The sequence below is a fragment of the Dyadobacter luteus genome (assembly GCF_003383615.1).
GTDB lineage: Bacteria > Bacteroidota > Bacteroidia > Cytophagales > Spirosomataceae > Dyadobacter > Dyadobacter luteus.
This window is the reverse complement of sequence record NZ_QNUL01000024.1, coordinates 25831-43947: the sequence shown is the minus strand read 5'-3', so window position 1 is coordinate 43947 and position 18117 is coordinate 25831. Positions and strand designations below refer to the sequence as shown.

The window sequence follows — 18117 nt, the reverse complement described above, 5'->3', positions numbered from 1 at the left end:
GGTTTTATCCACATCGGATCAGAAACTTGCAGATAATTTTAGCTGATAACTTCTCGGAATTGGCACGTTGCCAAAGTCAATACCCCTTACCATGTCACTGTTTCCTCCGGCATTGGTTTCCGGGTCGTAGCCATCATAATTGTCGATGGACAGCAGGTTTCTGCCGGTCAGAGAAATGTTGATGTTCCGAACGTTTTTAATGATCGAAGGTAAAGTGTAAGACAGACTAACCTCGCGAAGCTTTACAAATGAACCGTTATCGATACGCCATTCTTCGGTGTTGTAAATCGAGTAGACATAACCTCTTGGCAATTCACCTTTTAACTCTTTTTCGGAGTAATCGCCGATCCCGACACCCTGACGGGTACGTCTGTCGGCATTAAATACCTCTACGCCTTGCACTGCATCAATCAGAAAACGGAATCCGAAGCTCTTATACGTCAGATTACTTACGAAAGATCCTGTCCATTTGGGATTAGGATTTCCGATGATTTTACGTACCATTGTATTGGTAAGGAACTGGCCGTTACTTCCTGTTTCGGCTGGTGTGTAGGCAAGTGGATCGCTGGCAGATTGTACGCCTTTTTGCGATTGAGGTAAATCCTGAGCTGTTAAAAACAGGCTTCCATCGCTGTTACGGGCAAAGAACGTTCCATAGAATACGCTGGCTGGTTGTCCTTCAATCAGATAGGAAGGTGCGCCGGTGACAGTCGTCAGGGCAGAAAGCGGACTGCCCAGGCGTGTAATTTTGTTTCGGTTCTGACTGTATATAACGTTGAAATCCCAGTTGAAATCCTTGTTACGAACGACCGTATAACCCAGATTTACCTCAAAACCTTTGTTCTGCATTTCTCCCACATTGTCGATACTGCTTGTACCTCCTTCGCTGGGCGCCAATACTTTATTGACAACGAGGTCAGTAATTTTTTGTTTGTAGGCAGTCAGTCCAAGAGATAATTTGTTTTCCAGGAAAGTCAGGTCAATACCGCCTTCATTTTCAGTCATGAACTCTGGTTTTACATTCGGGTTAGCCAAAGTTCCGCTTGGTAGAATGGTACCTTTGCCCAGGAACTGCACAGGCTGGAATTGCCAGAAACGATCATAAGAACCAATTCCTGTCAGGTTTCCGGAGCGACCCCATGAGTATCTCACTTTGGCAGTATTTACTACATTGGCCATATTGCCGCCCTTCCAGAATTCCAGATCAGAAGGAATAAAACTCGCACTGAATTTTGGATATGTTTGATTTGACTCAGATTCAGAGAATTTGGAAGACCGGTCGCGACGTACAGCACCAGTCAGAAACAGCAGATTCCGGTAACCAAGTGTTGCCTGAGCAAAAACGCCGAAAAGGTCGAACTGATCATAATTGTAGCTGGATCTTACAGTGCTGGTAGCTCCACTTACGGTTTCAATGAATGGAGCCAGTCTTTGTCCGCTACCATAAGTCAGATCGGTCTTGCTATTCTGGTAGCTCAATCCCGCTATTACATTGAGTTTCAAATCCTTTGAAAGATCTGTTTCGTAAGAAAAGTTGATATCGCTGTTGTACAGAAACGTATTGGCGTTTACGTTGGCTGCAAATCCATCCGGGAAGCGTTCGGCAGGTAGGCCGGCGACAGACTGATAGGGATAGGCAGGAATCAGGTTTTTGCCCAGCTGAGAGAAAGCATCAATCCCGAAAACCCAGTCGATATTGAAACCTTTGAACGGAGTCAGGTTCAGTTGCAAGTCGTTAACCGTGCGGTTTACAGCCTGTGTAAAGCGCATTTTCTCAATAACGGTCAAAGGGTTTACGCGGGTAGGTTCTACAGCGAGTAAATTGCCGGAAGCATCCCTGCGGGTGATATCATAAATGTTATTGGTAATATTAATGGAGTTAACGGGGCTGTAAAATACGTTTCCGTTAGGTTTCTCATTTGCAAAGCTGTTGGTGTAGGTGATTCCCGCTGACAATTTTGCCCAGCTGGCCAGCCTCTGTTCGAGTCTTACCCGCAATCCATAACGCTGGAAGTCGGTACCTTTCACGATGCCCTGGTTCTTTAAATAGGAAAGTGAAGCGAAATACTGCGTTTTATCCGTTCCACCGCTGACTGACACGGAATTGTCAGTGCCGATTCCTGTTCTGTAAATATTGTCCTGATAATCGTACCGCTGGACATCCACCATGTTTGTGGAAAGATCAGCAAATACGCCGTCGCGGTTGATTCTTGTAACAGTTACACCCGGATTAGCGGCTAGCTGAGCAGCAGAAAGACCCGTTATTGTGCCCAATCTCAGAGAAGGGTAGCCAAATTGTTTGCCATAGGTGCTTATATAGAATTTTTTGCGTAACTCACTTACATTGACACTCGTGGAGAAATTGACCTGTGGCGCGCCCGTTTTTCCGCGTTTGGTTGTAATCAATACCACACCATTTGATGCCCGGGAGCCATATTGCGCCGCAGCCGCTGCACCATTAATAATGCTCATCGATTCAATGTCAGCAGGGTTGATATCGGCCATACGGTTGGTGCCGACGGTTGCTTGTCCTACCTGGTCGGAGAGGGCAAACTGAGAAACATTGGCGGATGAATTACTCACGATTACACCATCGATTACATACAAAGGATCGGAGTTTCCCTGCAGCGATTTGATACCTCTGAGGCGTATCGTCATACCTCCTGCGGGGTCTCCTGAGTTTTGTGTGATCTGGGCGCCGGGTACCTTTCCTTGCAGTGCCGAGAAAAGATTTCCTGTTCCTGATTTTTGCAAATCAGCAGCACTTATGGAGTTAATGGCGTTTCCGAGCTGTCTCCTGGTGGATTTGATCGTAGAGCCCGTCACCACTACTTCGTCCAGAACAGCCACTTCATCTGCTAAACTTGCATTTATGGTAATGGCAGTCTGGTTGCCGAGCGTAATTTTTTGAGAGGAAGTTTTAAAGCCAACTGCCGAAAAATCCAGTGTGTAATCCCCCTGCTGAAGGTTGGTAACAGAGATTAAGTAAGCGCCTTCTACGTCTGTGATACTTCCCTGGGAAGTATTTTTGATCTGAACCGATACACCCGGAATACCTTGTCCGGAGGCATCGCTCACCTTGCCGCTGATGGTGTAGGATTGGGCCCATGTACTCGCAGATGCCATAAAAATCATGGCCACTACGAGAATCCAGCGCGCATTTGTAAATACCCGGTATATTGTTGATTGCATACGTATTTGGTTTAAGTGTGTATGAGAAAAGTAAATATCTTCAATCAGTAAGAATATTCATATCAGGAAAGGATAAATTATTTAGTTATGGTGAATTATTGTTTGGTTATATTGATCTGTTGTAGAATTATTAACGGTTTATGTAAAAAATATTAGAATATAATGCTGATGTAGCTATCTGTAAGATTGATAAAATAGATAGCTGTTCATTTTAGTCCCATATGTTCATTATCGGACATGTTTGTTTTTGTTAATGTATTGTTATTCAGTAGTTTGTTTTTCTGGTATGTCATTTTAAGTTTACGTAAGTGATGAACTTTTGATTGTTCTTCCATATTTGTGTTTAAAGTCCTATCCGAACCTGACTATGCTATTGAACCACATCAAAATCGCCTTTCGTAATTTTAAAAGGCAGACATTCTTTTCACTGATCAATGTAGCCGGTTTGGCAGTGGGACTTATGGCAACATGGCTTATTGCTGTGTATGTCTATCATGAGTATAGTTATGATCAGTTTTTGCCGGATACGAACCGGATTTGTGCAGTTGCTTTTGACATCAAAGTAGGAGAGCAGGAAGCGTATACGACCAACACACCTCCGCCATTGGGGCCGAGACTGGTAGCAGATAATCCCGAGGTGGAAATGGCTGCCCGCACTTTTAATCTGGGTACGGTTGTGGTCAGAAAGCAGGTGACAGGTAAAGACCCTGTTCAGTTTAATGAACAATTGGCGATAGCAGCAGACACTTCTTTTCTCGAACTGTTTGGTTTCCCAATGGTCGCCGGAGACGTGAAAACAGCACTTGATAGTCCGGAATCCATAGTGATTACAGAAGAAATGGCCCGGAAATACTTCGGGAATGATTCACCATTGGGACAAACTTTGTCTGTGAATGATAACCTTTTCAACATTACCGGGATTGTAAGGGATTTACCGTCATCTTCTACGGTACAATTCAATTTTGTAATGCCAATGGCACACTATCAGGTGGTGGAGAGGTTTTCCTGGAGTTGGATATGGTTACAGGTGGATACCTGGGTGAAATTGAAGGCACCCGTTTCAGAAGGAATGATCAGTACATTGGAAATGAGGTTTCCACAAATGATCAGAACATTTGCGACTCCTGCTTACGCAAGAGCAGGACAAAATCTTGAAAAGCAATTGGCCGGTGGCGATCGCCTGGATGTAAAACTTCTCCCCCTGTCCGGTTTACACCTTGCTTCGGGCAATCTGGTTTCAAGACTTGATACTTTGGGAGATCAGGGGCAGGTGAAGATATTTATCATCGTAGGTGGGCTTATTCTTTTGCTGGCATGTGTCAACTTTATGAATTTATCGACTGCCCGATCTGTAAAAAGAACGCAGGAAGTAGGAATCCGAAGAGCATTAGGCTCTCAGAGGGGGATGCTCATTGCGCAGTTTCTGACCGAATCCATGATGTTCAGTTTATTTGCCGTGTTACTGGCGGGAATTCTGGTGGTACTCATTTTGCCATTATTCAATAAATTATCAGGTTTGGAGCTCAATGTTTCCTACCTCTTTTCTTTCCCGATCCTTACTATCATTGCGCTGTTACCACTATTCACTGGTCTTTTAGGAGGATTATATCCTGCACTTTATTTGTCAAGATTCAGATCCGCTGACATTTCAAAAATGGCAGGAGCACCCTTAGTCGGAACTCATGCCGGTGTACGCAGCGGTCTGGTGGTGTTTCAATTTGCAGTATCCATTCTGCTGATGGTCGGATCTTTCGTGGTCTATCGGCAACTGCACTACGCAAGGAGTTACTCGCCTGGCCTGAATCGTGAGAATGTGCTGATTATTGATAACGCAAGACATTTGGGTAATGCTTCGGGCAAGGACGTGTACCGGCAACAACTCATGCAGATCCCCGGAGTAGTAAGTGCGTCCTATACTTCATTTTTACCATCGCAAGGTAGTTTTGGTGATTTTTACGAACCGCAGCAGGGAGACCAGCAACGTCCTGTCATTAATAGTATTCCTATCGGTTCTTATCTTACCGATGAGCACTTTATTCCTACTCTCGGTATTCGTTTACTGAAAGGGAGGGGTTTTAATGCAGGTTCGAAGTCTGATTCAACGAGTATAATTTTAAATGAAACGGCAGTAAAAGCGATTGGTTGGGATAACCCGGTTGGCAAATGGCTCCGATATCCGGGAAATGAAAACCAGCGCTTTCAGGTGATTGGCGTGATGGAAGATTTTCACGAGTCATCTGTCAAAGCAGTGATAGAACCTACTGCCATTTTTCACGAATCTTCACAGACATACCAAACCTGGGGTTCGTCCATGGCTGTGCGAATAAGACCCGGTAACGAAAAAACGGTGATAGCAAAAGCTGGGGAATTGTGGAAAAATTCAGTTCCGACTGTCCCTTTTGAGCACGATTTCCTGGATGCATCCTTTGCCAGGTTATATAAGCTCGAAGCAAAAATGAGTCAGATTCTTGGCGTATTTACTGGTCTTACACTCTTTATCGGTTGCCTTGGTTTGTTTGCGCTTGCTGCTTTCACTGCTGAACAGCGTACGAAGGAAATTGGAATACGAAAAGTGCTGGGAGCAACAGTACCGGAACTGGTGCTGATTTTGTCCAAAGATTTTCTTAAACTGGTATTGGTAGCTATCGTTGTTGCCGTACCTGTGGCATGGTATACGGTAAGTCAGTGGCTGCAAAACTACCGGTATCGTACCTCTGTGGAGTGGTGGATGTTTGTCGCAGTAGGTGTAGCGGCCATTCTCATAGCTCTTTTAACAGTGAGTTATCAAAGTATACGGGCGGCGTTGCAGAATCCTGTCAAAAGTTTAAAAAGCGAATAAAACATACGGGCCGGATATGACAGCTCATATATCCGGCCTGTGATGAATATTACTCTTCTGCCGCCGCTTTTCTTTCCAGTTCTATAAAGTCCTCCCGTGCTGGTGTGAAGCAATCTATTACCTTGCAGGCCGTGAGCGCTCTCGCCGAATGAGGCGCCCACGAGGGAATGAACGCAGACATGCCAGGTCGCAAAACCGACTTTTCTCCGGCAATATCAAACTCCAATTCCCCTTCAATTACATGGCACCATTGTTCATGTACATGGCTGTGCTCAGGCAATATTGTTCCGTCTTCAATAGTAAAATGACAATAAGTAGCTTTGTCGGAATGTGCTACAGAGCCGTATATCCCATCCCATATTTTGAATTTCGTACGGCTATTGTAATCAATAAATGGCATTGCTGAATGTTTTTGTTGTAAGAGCCGGTAAGTTAGTGAATACATTTTTGGTAAAAGCGTGTCTGTAAAGAACAGGGTAGATCTACTACCGCTTCCATTATTTTTACGCTGGTTTAATCGGCACAAGGCTTTGCCACGTAAGTACTACCGGGGCACGGGACAACCTCATAATAAAACGTTAACCGAAGAACGGGTTTATTATTAAGCCCAAACGCCTACATTTATGGTTTCCAATGTTTTCCCTGAATAAATACCCTTTTCTCTCATTGGCTTTATGCAGTTTATCAGAGTAGTAATAGCGTCTGTTTTATTTCTGAATCTCACTTGCCTTGCTGCTTTTGGTCAAACGCTGACAAAATACAGGATTGGTGCAGAGGTGGAGGCAGCAGGAATATACGCTACTGATGAGTTTGCACCGTTTTGGATCAGAAGTAATCAGTATGGCGCGATTCCGAGAGATGCACCTGCTACTTTGCTTCAGGCCAGGCTTTGGCGCAACTACGCCGTTGCCGATTCTGCGAAGGGAAAGAAGAAGAATTTTGATTGGGGATTTGTGATAAATCCGGTAGCGACTTACAATAAAGTAAACAAATTAAATTTCGTTCTTCCGGAAGCACATGTTAAGGTGCGTTTCCGGTTTTTGGAATTTTATGCCGGTCGTCGCAGGGAAGTGATTGGTTTGGGCGATTCAACGCTTACTTCGGGATTTTATGCTGGTTCGGGAAATGCGGTTCCCATCCCCAAAATACAGCTTGGTACCATCGGTTATGTTCCTTTTGCTTTCAATAAGTTTTTGGCAGTCAATGCTGCTTTTTCGCATGGATGGATCAATAATCCGCCTTATATATATGCGGCGAGGCTACATCAGAAACATGTCTATTTCCGGCTCGGTAAGCCTCAGGCAAAGACCAAATTCTATTTTGGAATTAATCATCAGGCTATGTGGGCAGGGCACTCGGAATATCTCAAAGCTCAGCCGGATATGGCAGAGAACGGACAGTTGCCGGATTCATGGAGTCTTTATAAGTATGTTGTGCTCGGATTTACGCCTAAAAACTGGTACGCCAAACGGGGGTTTACGTCATTTGACAGTTACAGAATAGGTAATCATTTAGGGACGTATGATATTGCCCTAGAGACGAAAATGTATGGAAACCGGCTTCTGATTTACCATCAGCACATTTATGAAGACGTGTCCAGTCTCGCCTTCCAGAATTTCCCTGACGGGTTGTATGGAGTGAATATGGTTTTCAATCAGGAGAATCAATCAGGAGATTTTAGGCTCACCCGCCTCACTGCTGAAGTGCTCACAACAAAAGACCAATCCGGATCGGAGTTTTATATTACCGGAAGTATATACCAGGGAGCCGATAATTACTTCAATCACAGTCAGTACTATCAGGGATGGTCGTATAAGGATGCAGCGATAGGTACACCATTTATAACGCCCCTTGCGGATATTGATCAACTGAAATTTGCCTCACCAAGATATTTTCCGAATAATCGGGTCAATATGTTTTACCTTGGAGCGCAGGGAACGTATAGGGAGTCACTGTTGCTTACTTTGCGAACTTCTTTAAGTCGCAATTACGGAACTCCCGGCGCCGATTTCGCACCTCCGCGAAACCAGTTTTCTGCGTTGCTTTCGGCTCAGATGAAGTTAAAGAACTTCCACAATACTACTCTAACCGCTCAACTCGCTGCTGATCAGGGAGAACTTTTCAGGAATTCCTACGGTGGATATCTGGGTATAAGAAAAGGCTGGTAACCGCTCTGTTCATCCCTGAACAAAACTGTTCAATTTCGGACAATTATTTATGTTTGGTTGTATTTAATTTGCTTTAAATCAGCGTGTTGTTGAATGGGTATGTTTTTTGAAACAGAGATGAAACAGAAGTGTATATACTGTTTTCTCTGACGAGCATTTCAAAATCAGCCATGTTAAAAAACTACTTCAAAATTGCTTTCCGGAATATCTGGAAAAACAAAGTTTTTTCAGCCATTAATATCGTAGGCCTGGCTACCGGAATGGCTGCCTGTATCATCATCATGTTGTTCGTTTTTTATGAACAAAGTTTTGATGGCATGCACAGTAAAAACATATACAGGTTAAATGAGGTGCAGAATTTTGAAGGAATGGTAGCTCCTCAAAAAGTGGCACTGTCGATGTTCCCGATGGGGCCAACTCTGAAAAATGATTATCCGGAGGTGCGTGATTTTATAAGGGTTCGGGACATGCAGTCGGTATTGTTAGGCGTAGGCGCAAAGAGGGTGGAACTGGAAAAGGGATTTTATACAGATGCCAACTTTTTTGATATGTTCAATTTCAAATTGATAGAGGGAGAAAAAGCTGACGTACTCAAAAATCCCAATAGTGTTGTACTTACTGAGGAAGGGGTAAAACGGATTTTCGGAGATCAGAATCCGATCGGGCAGTCTGTTACCAGATATGGCGGTGATACACTTACATTTAAGGTGACCGGTATTATGGAGAACGTACCAGGCAATTCGCATCTTCAGTTCAACGCGCTGTTTTCTTTCAGTACCATTATTAAGCCTGAGTTTATGGACAGGTGGGGCGGAAACTGGCTCGTTACTTATCTTAAAATGGCACCCGATGCGGATATCGCTTCCCTGGAGAAAAAATTCCCTGATTATCTCAAAAAATACATGAAAAACGGAGGCTGGAAGTTCTATGAGATTTTTTTACAGCCCGTGTCGCAGATACACTCCCGTTCAACAGACATCACACATGATTACCAGAATTTCCATAAATTCAATAAGACCTACACTTATACTTTTTCGGTTATTGCCGTCATTGTTTTGATTATAGCCTGCGTTAATTTCATGAATTTGTCTACTGCGAGGTCGTCTGGCAGGGCAAGGGAGGTGGGCGTGAGAAAATCGATTGGTGCACACAGGAGCCAGCTTGCCTATCAATTTATAGGTGAATCTATCTTTCTGTCTCTGATCGCGTTTGTTCTGGCGGTTCTTCTTGTAAAATTGTTTTTGCCCTCCGTAGCACAATTCAGCCAGAGAGATCTGGAATTTTCAATTTTCTCGAACCCTGGGCTGCTCTTATTAACGCTCGGCGGTGCGGTGGTTATCGGTGTTTTTTCAGGCATGTATCCGGCCTTGTTTCTTTCCTCTTTTGAGCCGGTTAAGGTTTTGAAAGGTAAAATGGGAGCAGGGAAAAGTACATTCAGAAACACGCTTGTTATCGCTCAGTTCAGTAGTGCTGTTTTCCTGATTATTGCTACAGGGTTCGCTGTGAGGCAGCTGAATTTCATGCAGCAAAAAGATCCCGGCTTCGTCAAAGACCAGGTCGTAATTATTCCGCTGGATGCGAAGTCAAGTCCGAAATTTCAGTCTCTCAAACAGGAATTGCTTGCCAATTCATTTATTGAAAATGTTACAGGATCAGGCCAGCGACTGGGGAACAATTTGCATCAGACGGGTGTAAGTTTCCGGGGAGACGGACCTGTGAGGGATATGGCGTCCTCGCAAGTGGTGGTTGATCCGGATTATTTGTCGTTGTACAAGATCAAGCTGGTGGCAGGCAGAAATTTTACCAGCGAAGAATCAGAGAACGGAAAAACGTACATCATTAACGAATCGCTGGCAAGAGAATTACTTAAGGATCAGCCAAAGCAGACAGTCGCTTCCCTGGTAGGGAAGCGGTTCGGGTTTAGCGGGCTCGATTCCCTGGGGACGATTGTGGGAGTAGCGAAGGATTTTAATTTCAACTCTCTGCACCATAAGATTGAAACACTTTGCTTGTTTAATCAAAAGGATTGGGGCTACTCTGAGATGTCGGTAAAGATTAAAGGAAAAGACGCAAAACCGGCGCTGGCAGCTATAGAGTCGATATGGAAGCGTCAGCTTCCGGAGAGGGATTTCACCTATTCATTTTTGGATGAACACTTTTCAGAACTGTACAGAGCCGACGGGCAGGTGAGTAAAATAGTTGGCATCCTGGCAGGTTTGGCGATTTTCATTTCCTGCCTTGGGTTATTCGGACTGGCTTCTTTTTCAGCTGAGCGGCGTGTGAAAGAAATTGGCGTAAGAAAGGTAATGGGTGCTTCGGTTGCGGGAATTGTGGCCTTATTGTCCAGGGATTTTATGAAACTCGTACTTCTGTCCATACTCATTGCTGTTCCTGTCGCCTGGTTTACAGTAAGCTGGTGGCTTCAGGATTTTGCCTACCGCGTAGAAATGAAATGGTGGATTTTTGCGGGAGCTGGTATTTTAGCAATCGCAATTGCTCAGCTTACAGTAAGTTTTCAAAGTATAAAAGCAGCCTTAACCAACCCCGTAAAATCACTTCGTGCAGATTGATATTAGTCCGATCATTTTAATATATCAATACAATGAGCCATATAGCTATACCCATACCTAACATGTACGGTCAGCAGGAAATAGAGGTGCATGTCACGATTAATGGTCTCAAACAGCAATTGCATTATAAAGTGGAGCTGTTTTACTGGGAGAACTGCGTAAATCCCAAAGCACATCGGGCAGATTGCATCAGTGAAATGCTGGCTCATCACGATCCCGAATGGACTGTGTATTACATCGGAGCTCCTACCGACGAATTTGTCCCGATTACTTTCGTCAAAAATGAGAGTCGATCTCTGATACGGCAGGCTATGGTGTAGGGTTAATGTCTGCTATGTAGGTAAGGTTTTGTTTTTTATATATGATTGAAAGGGAAGCTCAGCGCTTCCCTTTCTTATTTTCTATATTTTTTTTGCAACAATGTTGCGTAAATGAATAATTGAATTCTATATTTGCATCATTGTTGCATTTAACTATAATATCATGAAGAGGAGTTTACTAAAAAGTTTATTAGCGCTGTCGGTAATTTCGGGATTGGCTGCCTGTGATAATGACAAAGAAGAAACCGTGAGTCCGGTTGCAGAAAGCGAGTATAAGTTTATCAGGATTCTGGTAAATGATGAAAATACTACACAATTATCACTCGTAGATCCTGTAAAACTCTCAACAGAATCTTTCACAGCAAGTTTTGCAAAATCCGCTTTATATAGCACCCAAGCAGGGCGATTTGGAGCACTTGTGAACGGAACGAATAACAACGTACAGTTTTTTGATACTGGCTTTGAAGGACATGGCGACCATGTGGATGTGAAAGGGACGCCGAAATTTGGTGCGCTTACCGGAAATGGAAATCGCCCGACCCACTTCAAAAGTAAAGGTGATGAAGTAATCGCCTTCAATGATGGTGATGGTACTTTAAGCGTTGCTAAAGAGGCTGATATGCACACTACGGGTGCTAAAATGACTACCATTAATGCCGGAAACGTGGCTCATCATGGTGCTATGACCAAGTTCGATAACGGAACGTATGCCATCACAGAAAAAGATGGATCAGTAGCTGGTACGCTTCCGGAAAGAGTTAAAATTATTGATGCTGCGGGAAAAACACTTTTTGCTTCAACACTTCAGACCAAGGGGTTACATGGTAATGCGAGTGACGGAAAAGTATCTCTGTTTGGTTCTTCAAGCGGAATTCTTGTTGTGCAGCCCACGGGAGCTCAATCTCTGATTCCACATCCGGCTAATTTTGGAACTGCCTGGTTCGGATCTATTTATGAGGCGAAAGGCGCTGGTAAATTTGTAGGCTATACTGCTGCGATGGGAGCATATCTGATAGATGTGACGGCCAAGGCAGTAACTCCGATCGTCGAAAGTACTGATTTGATACAAGTGAAAATAGACTATGCAGGGAATAATCTGATTGCATTATTCCATAATGGTGAGGTTAGACTATATGATCTGGCTACAAATACACTGAAAAAGGGCGGCTCTGTGGTAGGTGCAGTGGCGAAAGATGCCACTCAGAAGCCTCAGATCGAAGCTACATCAAGATTTTTGTATATCACTCAGCCCGCTGCCGGAGAACTTTGGCAGGTGAGTACGGAAGATTTTGGTAAGGTAAATAAGATCAAGGTATCTTCTGTTCCTTATCGTCTTGCAGTTTTGGGGATAGAGTCTGATGAAAGCCACTAAGTCATAAATAGAAGGTATCTTAAAGAGGCAGGACTTCAAAAAAGGTCTTGCCTCTTTTCGTATTTACAGCGTATTCGGGCAGACGACATCACCGGGATTATATTTTCCCCATTGTGGCGATATGCTTACACACTGACATTAAACTTGGTGCTGGAATGGAATTGATAAACAAAGGTTTACGGCGTCTCTTTGTATCCGTATCAACTCAATCCCCGACAGTTCAATTAACATAGAAATGCGAAAAGTGACTTATACTGAATCAGAACTTATTGTGCAGCTCAAAAGTAATAACCGGGATGCATTTGAATATCTGTACGAGCGCTATTCGCCTGCATTGTATGGAATTATTCTGAAAGTCGTTAAGGATGAAGAAAAGGCTTCTGATTCTATGCAGGATGCATTTCTTAAGATATGGAAAAATATAAGCCGCTACGATGCAGAGAAGGGGACACTTTTTACATGGATTTTAAACGTCGCGAGAAATACGGCCATTGACAAATTGAGAATGGAGGTCAAAACTGAGAAAGTCGTGAGTTTATCTTCTGTCAGTGAAATTGAGGTGACAGCTGAAGCTACATACATTCCACCGATTAATCTCATGGATCTTCGTGCCATTGTTTCCCGCATGCTTCCGGAACGAAGAATCCTTATCGAAATGGTTTATTTTGAAGGTTATACGCATGAGGAGGTATCCGAAACTCTTCAGGTTCCACTGGGAACTGTCAAGTCGCGTATCAGAAAATCTCTTCAGGAACTACGTTATGTTTTCGGAACTTCATCTATGATGAGTATTGCTGGTTAAGCGTACTTTTTCTATTTAAATCAATTTTCTTCGCCTCTAATTTTCAGGTAGTGTCAAACGCGTCTTGATTAAAGATCACGATATGGTCGAATTATGTCTATATCCGCGATTTGTGGAAATCATCATAATCCTGAGATGTTCAGTGTTCTGTCTTCTTTTCTTATTATTTGAATAGTGCAATTGTTTGAAATTATTTGAAATGCGATATAGTTTCTCTAATTTTATTCCTGATATGTTTAAAAAGTGCATTTAAATAAAATTAGATGGGTTTTGTGAGTAAAACTAGTTATGAATATGTATTCGAATATAGTTGTATTTTTAAATTAGAAGTATTTTTAAATACATTGTAATATAAAAAAAATCATATTTTTTCTTGTAGATAATGGAAATGCAGAATTATATTTGTGCGAGAAATCCTACATAGCACTTCTGCTAATTCAAACATTTTTCTATGAAAAATTTATCTACTACACTATTTTCTTCACTGCTTTTTCTATCCACCTGTTCATTCGGCTTTTCGAATGACAATAGCATTTTTTCTAATGCTGGTGTAAATGCAGCCGAAGCCCTTACAACCGATAATTGCGGTTGCACAAGTAATGAACTTTCAAACGGCAGTTTTGAAAATGCGAAGAACGGAGTCCCGACAGACTGGCAGTACGAAGGGAAGTTTATTACTGATACGAATTACGATGTATGCGGCGTGGACAATGGCCGTTTGGATGGTGCAGGTTCATTTTGGCAGGATGCTGCGAATGTTGTTCCCGGCAGCAAGGTAACGCTGAACATTTACGGCGGATACCACAACTTCAAAAATCATTATTTTCACCTGATCTTCCTGGGTGCTAATGACAAGGTGCTTCTTGAGGTCAAGAAGAAATTGGACGTGTCTGTATCACAGAACAATAACAAGCTTACGAAGTACACACTTTCTGACTACGCACCTGCCGGAACGCTTAAGGTACGCGTGAAAGGAAGTGCGACAGGAGACTATTTTAAAGTAGATGTTGCCTGCCTTAATATTGAAAAACCAGCCGTTTCATGTAATGATTGCAGTACCAATAAGCTGATCAACCCTTCTTTTGAAGAAACGCAAACTGTTTCCGGAAAGGAGGTTCCGAAAAACTGGGTAGGGACAAGCAACTTTGTGAAGGATGCAGGATTTGTTGTGTGTGGTAGCAAAAACGGTTTAGTTAACGGTGGAGCAGGAAGTTTTTATCAGGATGTGAAAACAACGCAGGGAAGTAAAGTGAGATTGAAAATATGGGGTGGATACCACAATTTCCGCAATCATAAATTCGAACTTCAGTTTTTCTCCGAGACGGGTACCAGCCCTTTGTCCACAGTTTCAGTTAATCTTGATAAATCTGTAGAGGAGCTTAACAATAAGCTGAAATTGTATCAGCTGGATGGTACTGCGCCTGCCGGAACTGCATACGTTCGGGTGCTGGGTTCATCCACAGGAGATTACTTTAAAGTGGATGCTGCTTGTCTTACTATTGAGGAATCAGCAGAATGTGTAGCTTGTAAAGATAATAAGCTGGTGAATCCAAGTTTCGAGCAAGGTGCGACTGGTTGGAATAAAAATGGAGCAGGTTCATTCTCTACTCCTGAAAAATATGCTGTTTGTGGTACAAAAGCTGGTCTTATTTCCGGTTTTGCAACAGCTTCACAGGATATCCAGGTAACGCCTGGTAGTGACGTTACGTTGTCGATATGGGGTGCGTATAATGCGAAAAGTGCTCAGAGTTTTAATCTGATATTCTTCAATGCACAGAATACACAGATTGGTTCTCAGGGAGCTGCCGTGGATCAAAGTGTAACAGGAAACACGCCTGGTCTGAAACAATATGTTGTGACCAAAAAAGCACCGGAAGGAACCAAGTTTGTAAGGGTACAGATGTATTCAGAAGGAAGTGATTTCCATTTCGATAATGCGTGTCTTACTGTAATCGGAGGTTCGTTACCAGTCAAACTTGCTGAATTCAAAGCCAACAAAGTAGAGGATGCAGTGAAACTGGAATGGAACACGACATCTGAAAGTAATTCAGGATTGTTCGAAGTGCAACAAAGTACTACAGGTAAAGATTGGAAAGTATTAGGACAGGTAGCTGCCAAAGGTGAAAGCAATTCAATCATCTCTTACGACTTTACAGACAAAAAACCTGCTTCAGGTACCAACCTTTATCGTTTGAAAATGATTGATCTTGATGAGACGTTTGCTTACAGCAGCATCATTAGCGTGAAGGTTGAGGGTGGGGCAGATGTATCTGTTTATCCAAATCCGGCAACAGAATACATCATGATCAGTACTTCGGGTGATGCACTTTCAAATGTTACGATTTATAACGTAAACGGACAACTAGTAAAACGCGCCACTACTGAAAAGATTGATCTGAACGGACTGGCACAAGGTCGTTATATTGTGAAAGTTGCTCACAAAAGTGGTGCTGTTACAACGAAACGTATTGTAGTTGGCAGGTAATCAATAATATTCCTACTCAATTGTAAAGAGAAGCTTTTGTTAAATTTTAGCCCTTCATCTGTTTTGGCGGATGAAGGGCTTATTTTTAGCGTTGAATTTGAAAAACTTGCCCATCAATATGGCCGGAAGCGATGAAACGCAGATAATGCAATTTGAAAATGAGCATTTTAGTAAAGCTGACTTTGGAAATGATTTTTGTTGGGGTACTGTAACAGCCGCCTTTCAGGTAGAAGGTGCCGTGAGAGAGGATGGAAAAGGGGCTTCGGTATGGGATGTATTCACACATAAGCGAGGTAAGATCAAAAATGGAGATCACGCTGATGTCGCCTGTGATTTTTATCACAGCTACGAAGCAGATCTTGCGCTGGTGGTGGAGATGGGGTTTACGGAGTTCCGGTTTTCAATTGCATGGTCGAGGATTCTGCCGGATGGGAAAGGTGAAGTAAATCAGGCAGGTATTGATTTTTATAATCGTCTGATCGATAAATGTATTGCTCTGGGGATCAAACCCTGGGTTACACTTTATCACTGGGATTTACCGCAGGCGCTGGAACGGCTTGGCGGCTGGAAAAACCGGGAAATCATCCATTGGTTTTCTGATTATGTGGTAATATGCGCTCAGTCGTTCGGTGATAGGGTCAAAAATTGGATTGTAATTAATGAGCCGATGGCAGTGGCAGCGCTGGGATATACTACAGGCTTACACGCGCCGGGAAAAAGAGGTTTATGGAACTTTCTACCAGTTACACATCATCTGGCGATGTGTCAGGCAGCAGGAGGAAGAATACTTAGGGAACGGGTTTCTGATGCCTACATAGGAATGGCTATTTCATGTTCTCACATCGTTCCTTATACCAATGCCGTACGGGATGTACGAGCAGCCCAACGCGCTGATGCGGTGATGAACAGAATGTTTATTGAACCTGCACTAGGACTTGGCTATCCTTCGGATGTTTTTCCTTTTTTAAACGGTATCAAAAAGTACATGTTGCCTGGTGATGCAGAAGCCTTGCAATTTGACTTTGATTTCACAGGCATTCAAAACTATTTCAGTATCACTGTAAAGCACAGTTATCTGATACCGGTTCTTTGGCTCAAAGAAGTTCCTGCAACTTTGCGAAACGTACCTGTTACTGCAATGGGATGGGAAATAGATACTGAGGGTACCTATAAAATTCTGAAACAGTTTTCTGCTTACAAACGTATTCGTGACATAATCGTTTCAGAAAGTGGAGCTGCATTTGAAGATCGGCTGGTAGAAGGGAAAATCATTGACGCAGATAGAATTGCCTATTTTCAGCAATATCTCGGGCAGGTATTGAAAGCAAAGAACGAAGGCATAAATATCAGGGGATATCTGGTATGGTCACTGATGGATAACTTTGAATGGGCTGAAGGCTACAGAGCACGTTTTGGTTTAGTACACGTTGATTTTGATTCCCAGCGAAGAACGATGAAGGAGTCAGGAAAATGGTTTGCCAGGTTTTTAAAAAATTGACCGTAGGGTTCCAACTATTTTTGGGGTTCCTGAATCTACAAACAGGTGGTGAAAACTTTTAAATACTTTCATTGTAAAATATGCCTGTTGTATGAAAATTCTCATAGTAGTATTTGGCCTTTTGGCATGGATAGGTTGCCATGAAGATCCGGAAATTGTAAAGTCTGATGTTTACGAGACGGAAGCAGTTTGGACCAACATGATTGCCTCCGATGGTTGTGCCTGGCATTTTTCGGTAGTGCAGGGTGACAGTCTTATCAATTTCGCTGCCTCCGATGGTTCTCAAAAGGTGATTGAGAAAGCGTTGGGTAAAGTGGAGAGTGCTTATAGTTTCACAAAAGTCCATATTAAGTACAGCGCTACAGGACGTAAAAAGGATGTACAGTGTGGGTGGGGAGTGACCACGCAATACAACGAGATTGATGTGTTGGAAATGCGCAAAATTGAATAGAACACCTAGGTGTGGCCGGGATTTGTTCCGACCACATTTTTCATATCTTAAGAATATCCTTCGCCTCTTTTTCAGAGTAATAAGGTCCCAGTTCCGCTTCTTCAATCATTTCCTGTGCCTGATTCTCGGTAACATCTTTTCCTCTGTCGGGTGTTGGTTCCCATTGATCTTCAGTTAATTGTATGGATCCATTGGCTTCCAGTTCTGCAAGTAACTGTCTTACATGACCTTCAGTTTCGTCATTTAATATTTTAATCCGGAAAGTTTTCATTTTGCGTGTATATTGATGATGGAGTATTGGTATCAATAATCATTCCGAATCCAGGATTTTTGACAGATAATTTTCGAATATCTTTTATCCATCCGTGCAACGTCTTTTATTGTTTTTTCATCTATTGGAAAAACTAATTTATATAGATC

General features: G+C 42.9%; 12 protein-coding genes. 9 read left to right on the top strand and 3 right to left on the bottom strand.

Going from position 1 to position 18117, the window contains the following annotated elements; genetic code table 11:
• Positions 1–18: 18 nt before the first annotated feature.
• Entirely contained in the window at positions 19–3192 is a 3174-nt protein-coding gene (locus DSL64_RS22405) for a SusC/RagA family TonB-linked outer membrane protein (RefSeq protein WP_115833178.1), read from the bottom strand.
• Between the two features lie 367 nt (positions 3193–3559).
• Between DSL64_RS22405 and DSL64_RS22400 the strand changes: the two genes are divergently transcribed.
• Positions 3560–6031 (top strand): ABC transporter permease, encoded by a 2472-nt coding sequence (locus DSL64_RS22400; protein ID WP_115833177.1) that lies wholly within the window; start codon positions 3560–3562, stop codon positions 6029–6031.
• A gap of 49 nt (positions 6032–6080) precedes the next feature.
• On the opposite strand, the gene DSL64_RS22395 is transcribed toward DSL64_RS22400, so the two are convergent.
• Positions 6081–6431: a cupin domain-containing protein gene (locus DSL64_RS22395; RefSeq protein ID WP_115833220.1), complete on the bottom strand. Its 351-nt coding sequence runs from the start codon at positions 6429–6431 to the stop codon at positions 6081–6083.
• Positions 6432–6705: 274 nt separating this feature from the next.
• Between DSL64_RS22395 and DSL64_RS22390 the strand changes: the two genes are divergently transcribed.
• The 8 genes from DSL64_RS22390 (at position 6706) to DSL64_RS22355 (ending at position 17697) form a co-directional block, all read left to right on the top strand.
• Entirely contained in the window at positions 6706–8199 is a 1494-nt protein-coding gene (locus DSL64_RS22390; RefSeq protein WP_115833176.1) for a capsule assembly Wzi family protein, read from the top strand.
• 170 nt (positions 8200–8369) lie between these two features.
• A complete protein-coding gene (locus tag DSL64_RS22385) occupies positions 8370–10769 on the top strand; it encodes an ABC transporter permease (RefSeq protein ID WP_115833175.1) in 2400 nt (799 codons plus the stop codon).
• Between the two features lie 32 nt (positions 10770–10801).
• Entirely contained in the window at positions 10802–11089 is a 288-nt protein-coding gene (locus DSL64_RS22380; protein ID WP_115833174.1) for a hypothetical protein, read from the top strand.
• 163 nt (positions 11090–11252) lie between these two features.
• Positions 11253–12461 carry a hypothetical protein gene (locus tag DSL64_RS22375; RefSeq protein WP_115833173.1) on the top strand — a complete coding sequence of 403 codons (1209 nt, stop codon included), beginning with the start codon at positions 11253–11255 and terminating at the stop codon, positions 12459–12461.
• A 235-nt stretch (positions 12462–12696) separates the two neighbouring features.
• Positions 12697–13263 carry an RNA polymerase sigma factor gene (locus tag DSL64_RS22370; protein WP_115833172.1) on the top strand — a complete coding sequence of 189 codons (567 nt, stop codon included), beginning with the start codon at positions 12697–12699 and terminating at the stop codon, positions 13261–13263.
• Positions 13264–13714: 451 nt separating this feature from the next.
• Positions 13715–15748: a T9SS type A sorting domain-containing protein gene (locus DSL64_RS22365; RefSeq protein ID WP_115833171.1), complete on the top strand. Its 2034-nt coding sequence runs from the start codon at positions 13715–13717 to the stop codon at positions 15746–15748.
• Positions 15749–15818: 70 nt separating this feature from the next.
• Positions 15819–17246 carry a GH1 family beta-glucosidase gene (locus DSL64_RS22360; protein ID WP_310587869.1) on the top strand — a complete coding sequence of 476 codons (1428 nt, stop codon included), beginning with the start codon at positions 15819–15821 and terminating at the stop codon, positions 17244–17246.
• A 91-nt stretch (positions 17247–17337) separates the two neighbouring features.
• Positions 17338–17697 (top strand): hypothetical protein, encoded by a 360-nt coding sequence (locus DSL64_RS22355; protein WP_115833170.1) that lies wholly within the window; start codon positions 17338–17340, stop codon positions 17695–17697.
• A gap of 40 nt (positions 17698–17737) precedes the next feature.
• Here DSL64_RS22355 and DSL64_RS22350 read toward each other — a convergent pair whose 3' ends face one another.
• A complete protein-coding gene (locus tag DSL64_RS22350; protein ID WP_115833169.1) occupies positions 17738–17968 on the bottom strand; it encodes a hypothetical protein in 231 nt (76 codons plus the stop codon).
• Positions 17969–18117: the final 149 nt, after the last annotated feature.

What these genes read in the sequence shown, in the direction of transcription:
- DSL64_RS22405 (WP_115833178.1), bottom strand. Translation starts at nt 3,192, where the DNA reads ATGCAATCAACAATATACCGGGTATTTACAAATGCGCGCTGGATTCTC.
- DSL64_RS22400 (WP_115833177.1), top strand. Translation starts at nt 3,560, where the DNA reads ATGCTATTGAACCACATCAAAATCGCCTTTCGTAATTTTAAAAGGCAG.
- DSL64_RS22395 (WP_115833220.1), bottom strand. Translation starts at nt 6,431, where the DNA reads ATGCCATTTATTGATTACAATAGCCGTACGAAATTCAAAATATGGGAT.
- DSL64_RS22390 (WP_115833176.1), top strand. Translation starts at nt 6,706, where the DNA reads ATGCAGTTTATCAGAGTAGTAATAGCGTCTGTTTTATTTCTGAATCTC.
- DSL64_RS22385 (WP_115833175.1), top strand. Translation starts at nt 8,370, where the DNA reads ATGTTAAAAAACTACTTCAAAATTGCTTTCCGGAATATCTGGAAAAAC.
- DSL64_RS22380 (WP_115833174.1), top strand. Translation starts at nt 10,802, where the DNA reads ATGAGCCATATAGCTATACCCATACCTAACATGTACGGTCAGCAGGAA.
- DSL64_RS22375 (WP_115833173.1), top strand. Translation starts at nt 11,253, where the DNA reads ATGAAGAGGAGTTTACTAAAAAGTTTATTAGCGCTGTCGGTAATTTCG.
- DSL64_RS22370 (WP_115833172.1), top strand. Translation starts at nt 12,697, where the DNA reads ATGCGAAAAGTGACTTATACTGAATCAGAACTTATTGTGCAGCTCAAA.
- DSL64_RS22365 (WP_115833171.1), top strand. Translation starts at nt 13,715, where the DNA reads ATGAAAAATTTATCTACTACACTATTTTCTTCACTGCTTTTTCTATCC.
- DSL64_RS22360 (WP_310587869.1), top strand. Translation starts at nt 15,819, where the DNA reads ATGAAGGGCTTATTTTTAGCGTTGAATTTGAAAAACTTGCCCATCAAT.
- DSL64_RS22355 (WP_115833170.1), top strand. Translation starts at nt 17,338, where the DNA reads ATGAAAATTCTCATAGTAGTATTTGGCCTTTTGGCATGGATAGGTTGC.
- DSL64_RS22350 (WP_115833169.1), bottom strand. Translation starts at nt 17,968, where the DNA reads ATGAAAACTTTCCGGATTAAAATATTAAATGACGAAACTGAAGGTCAT.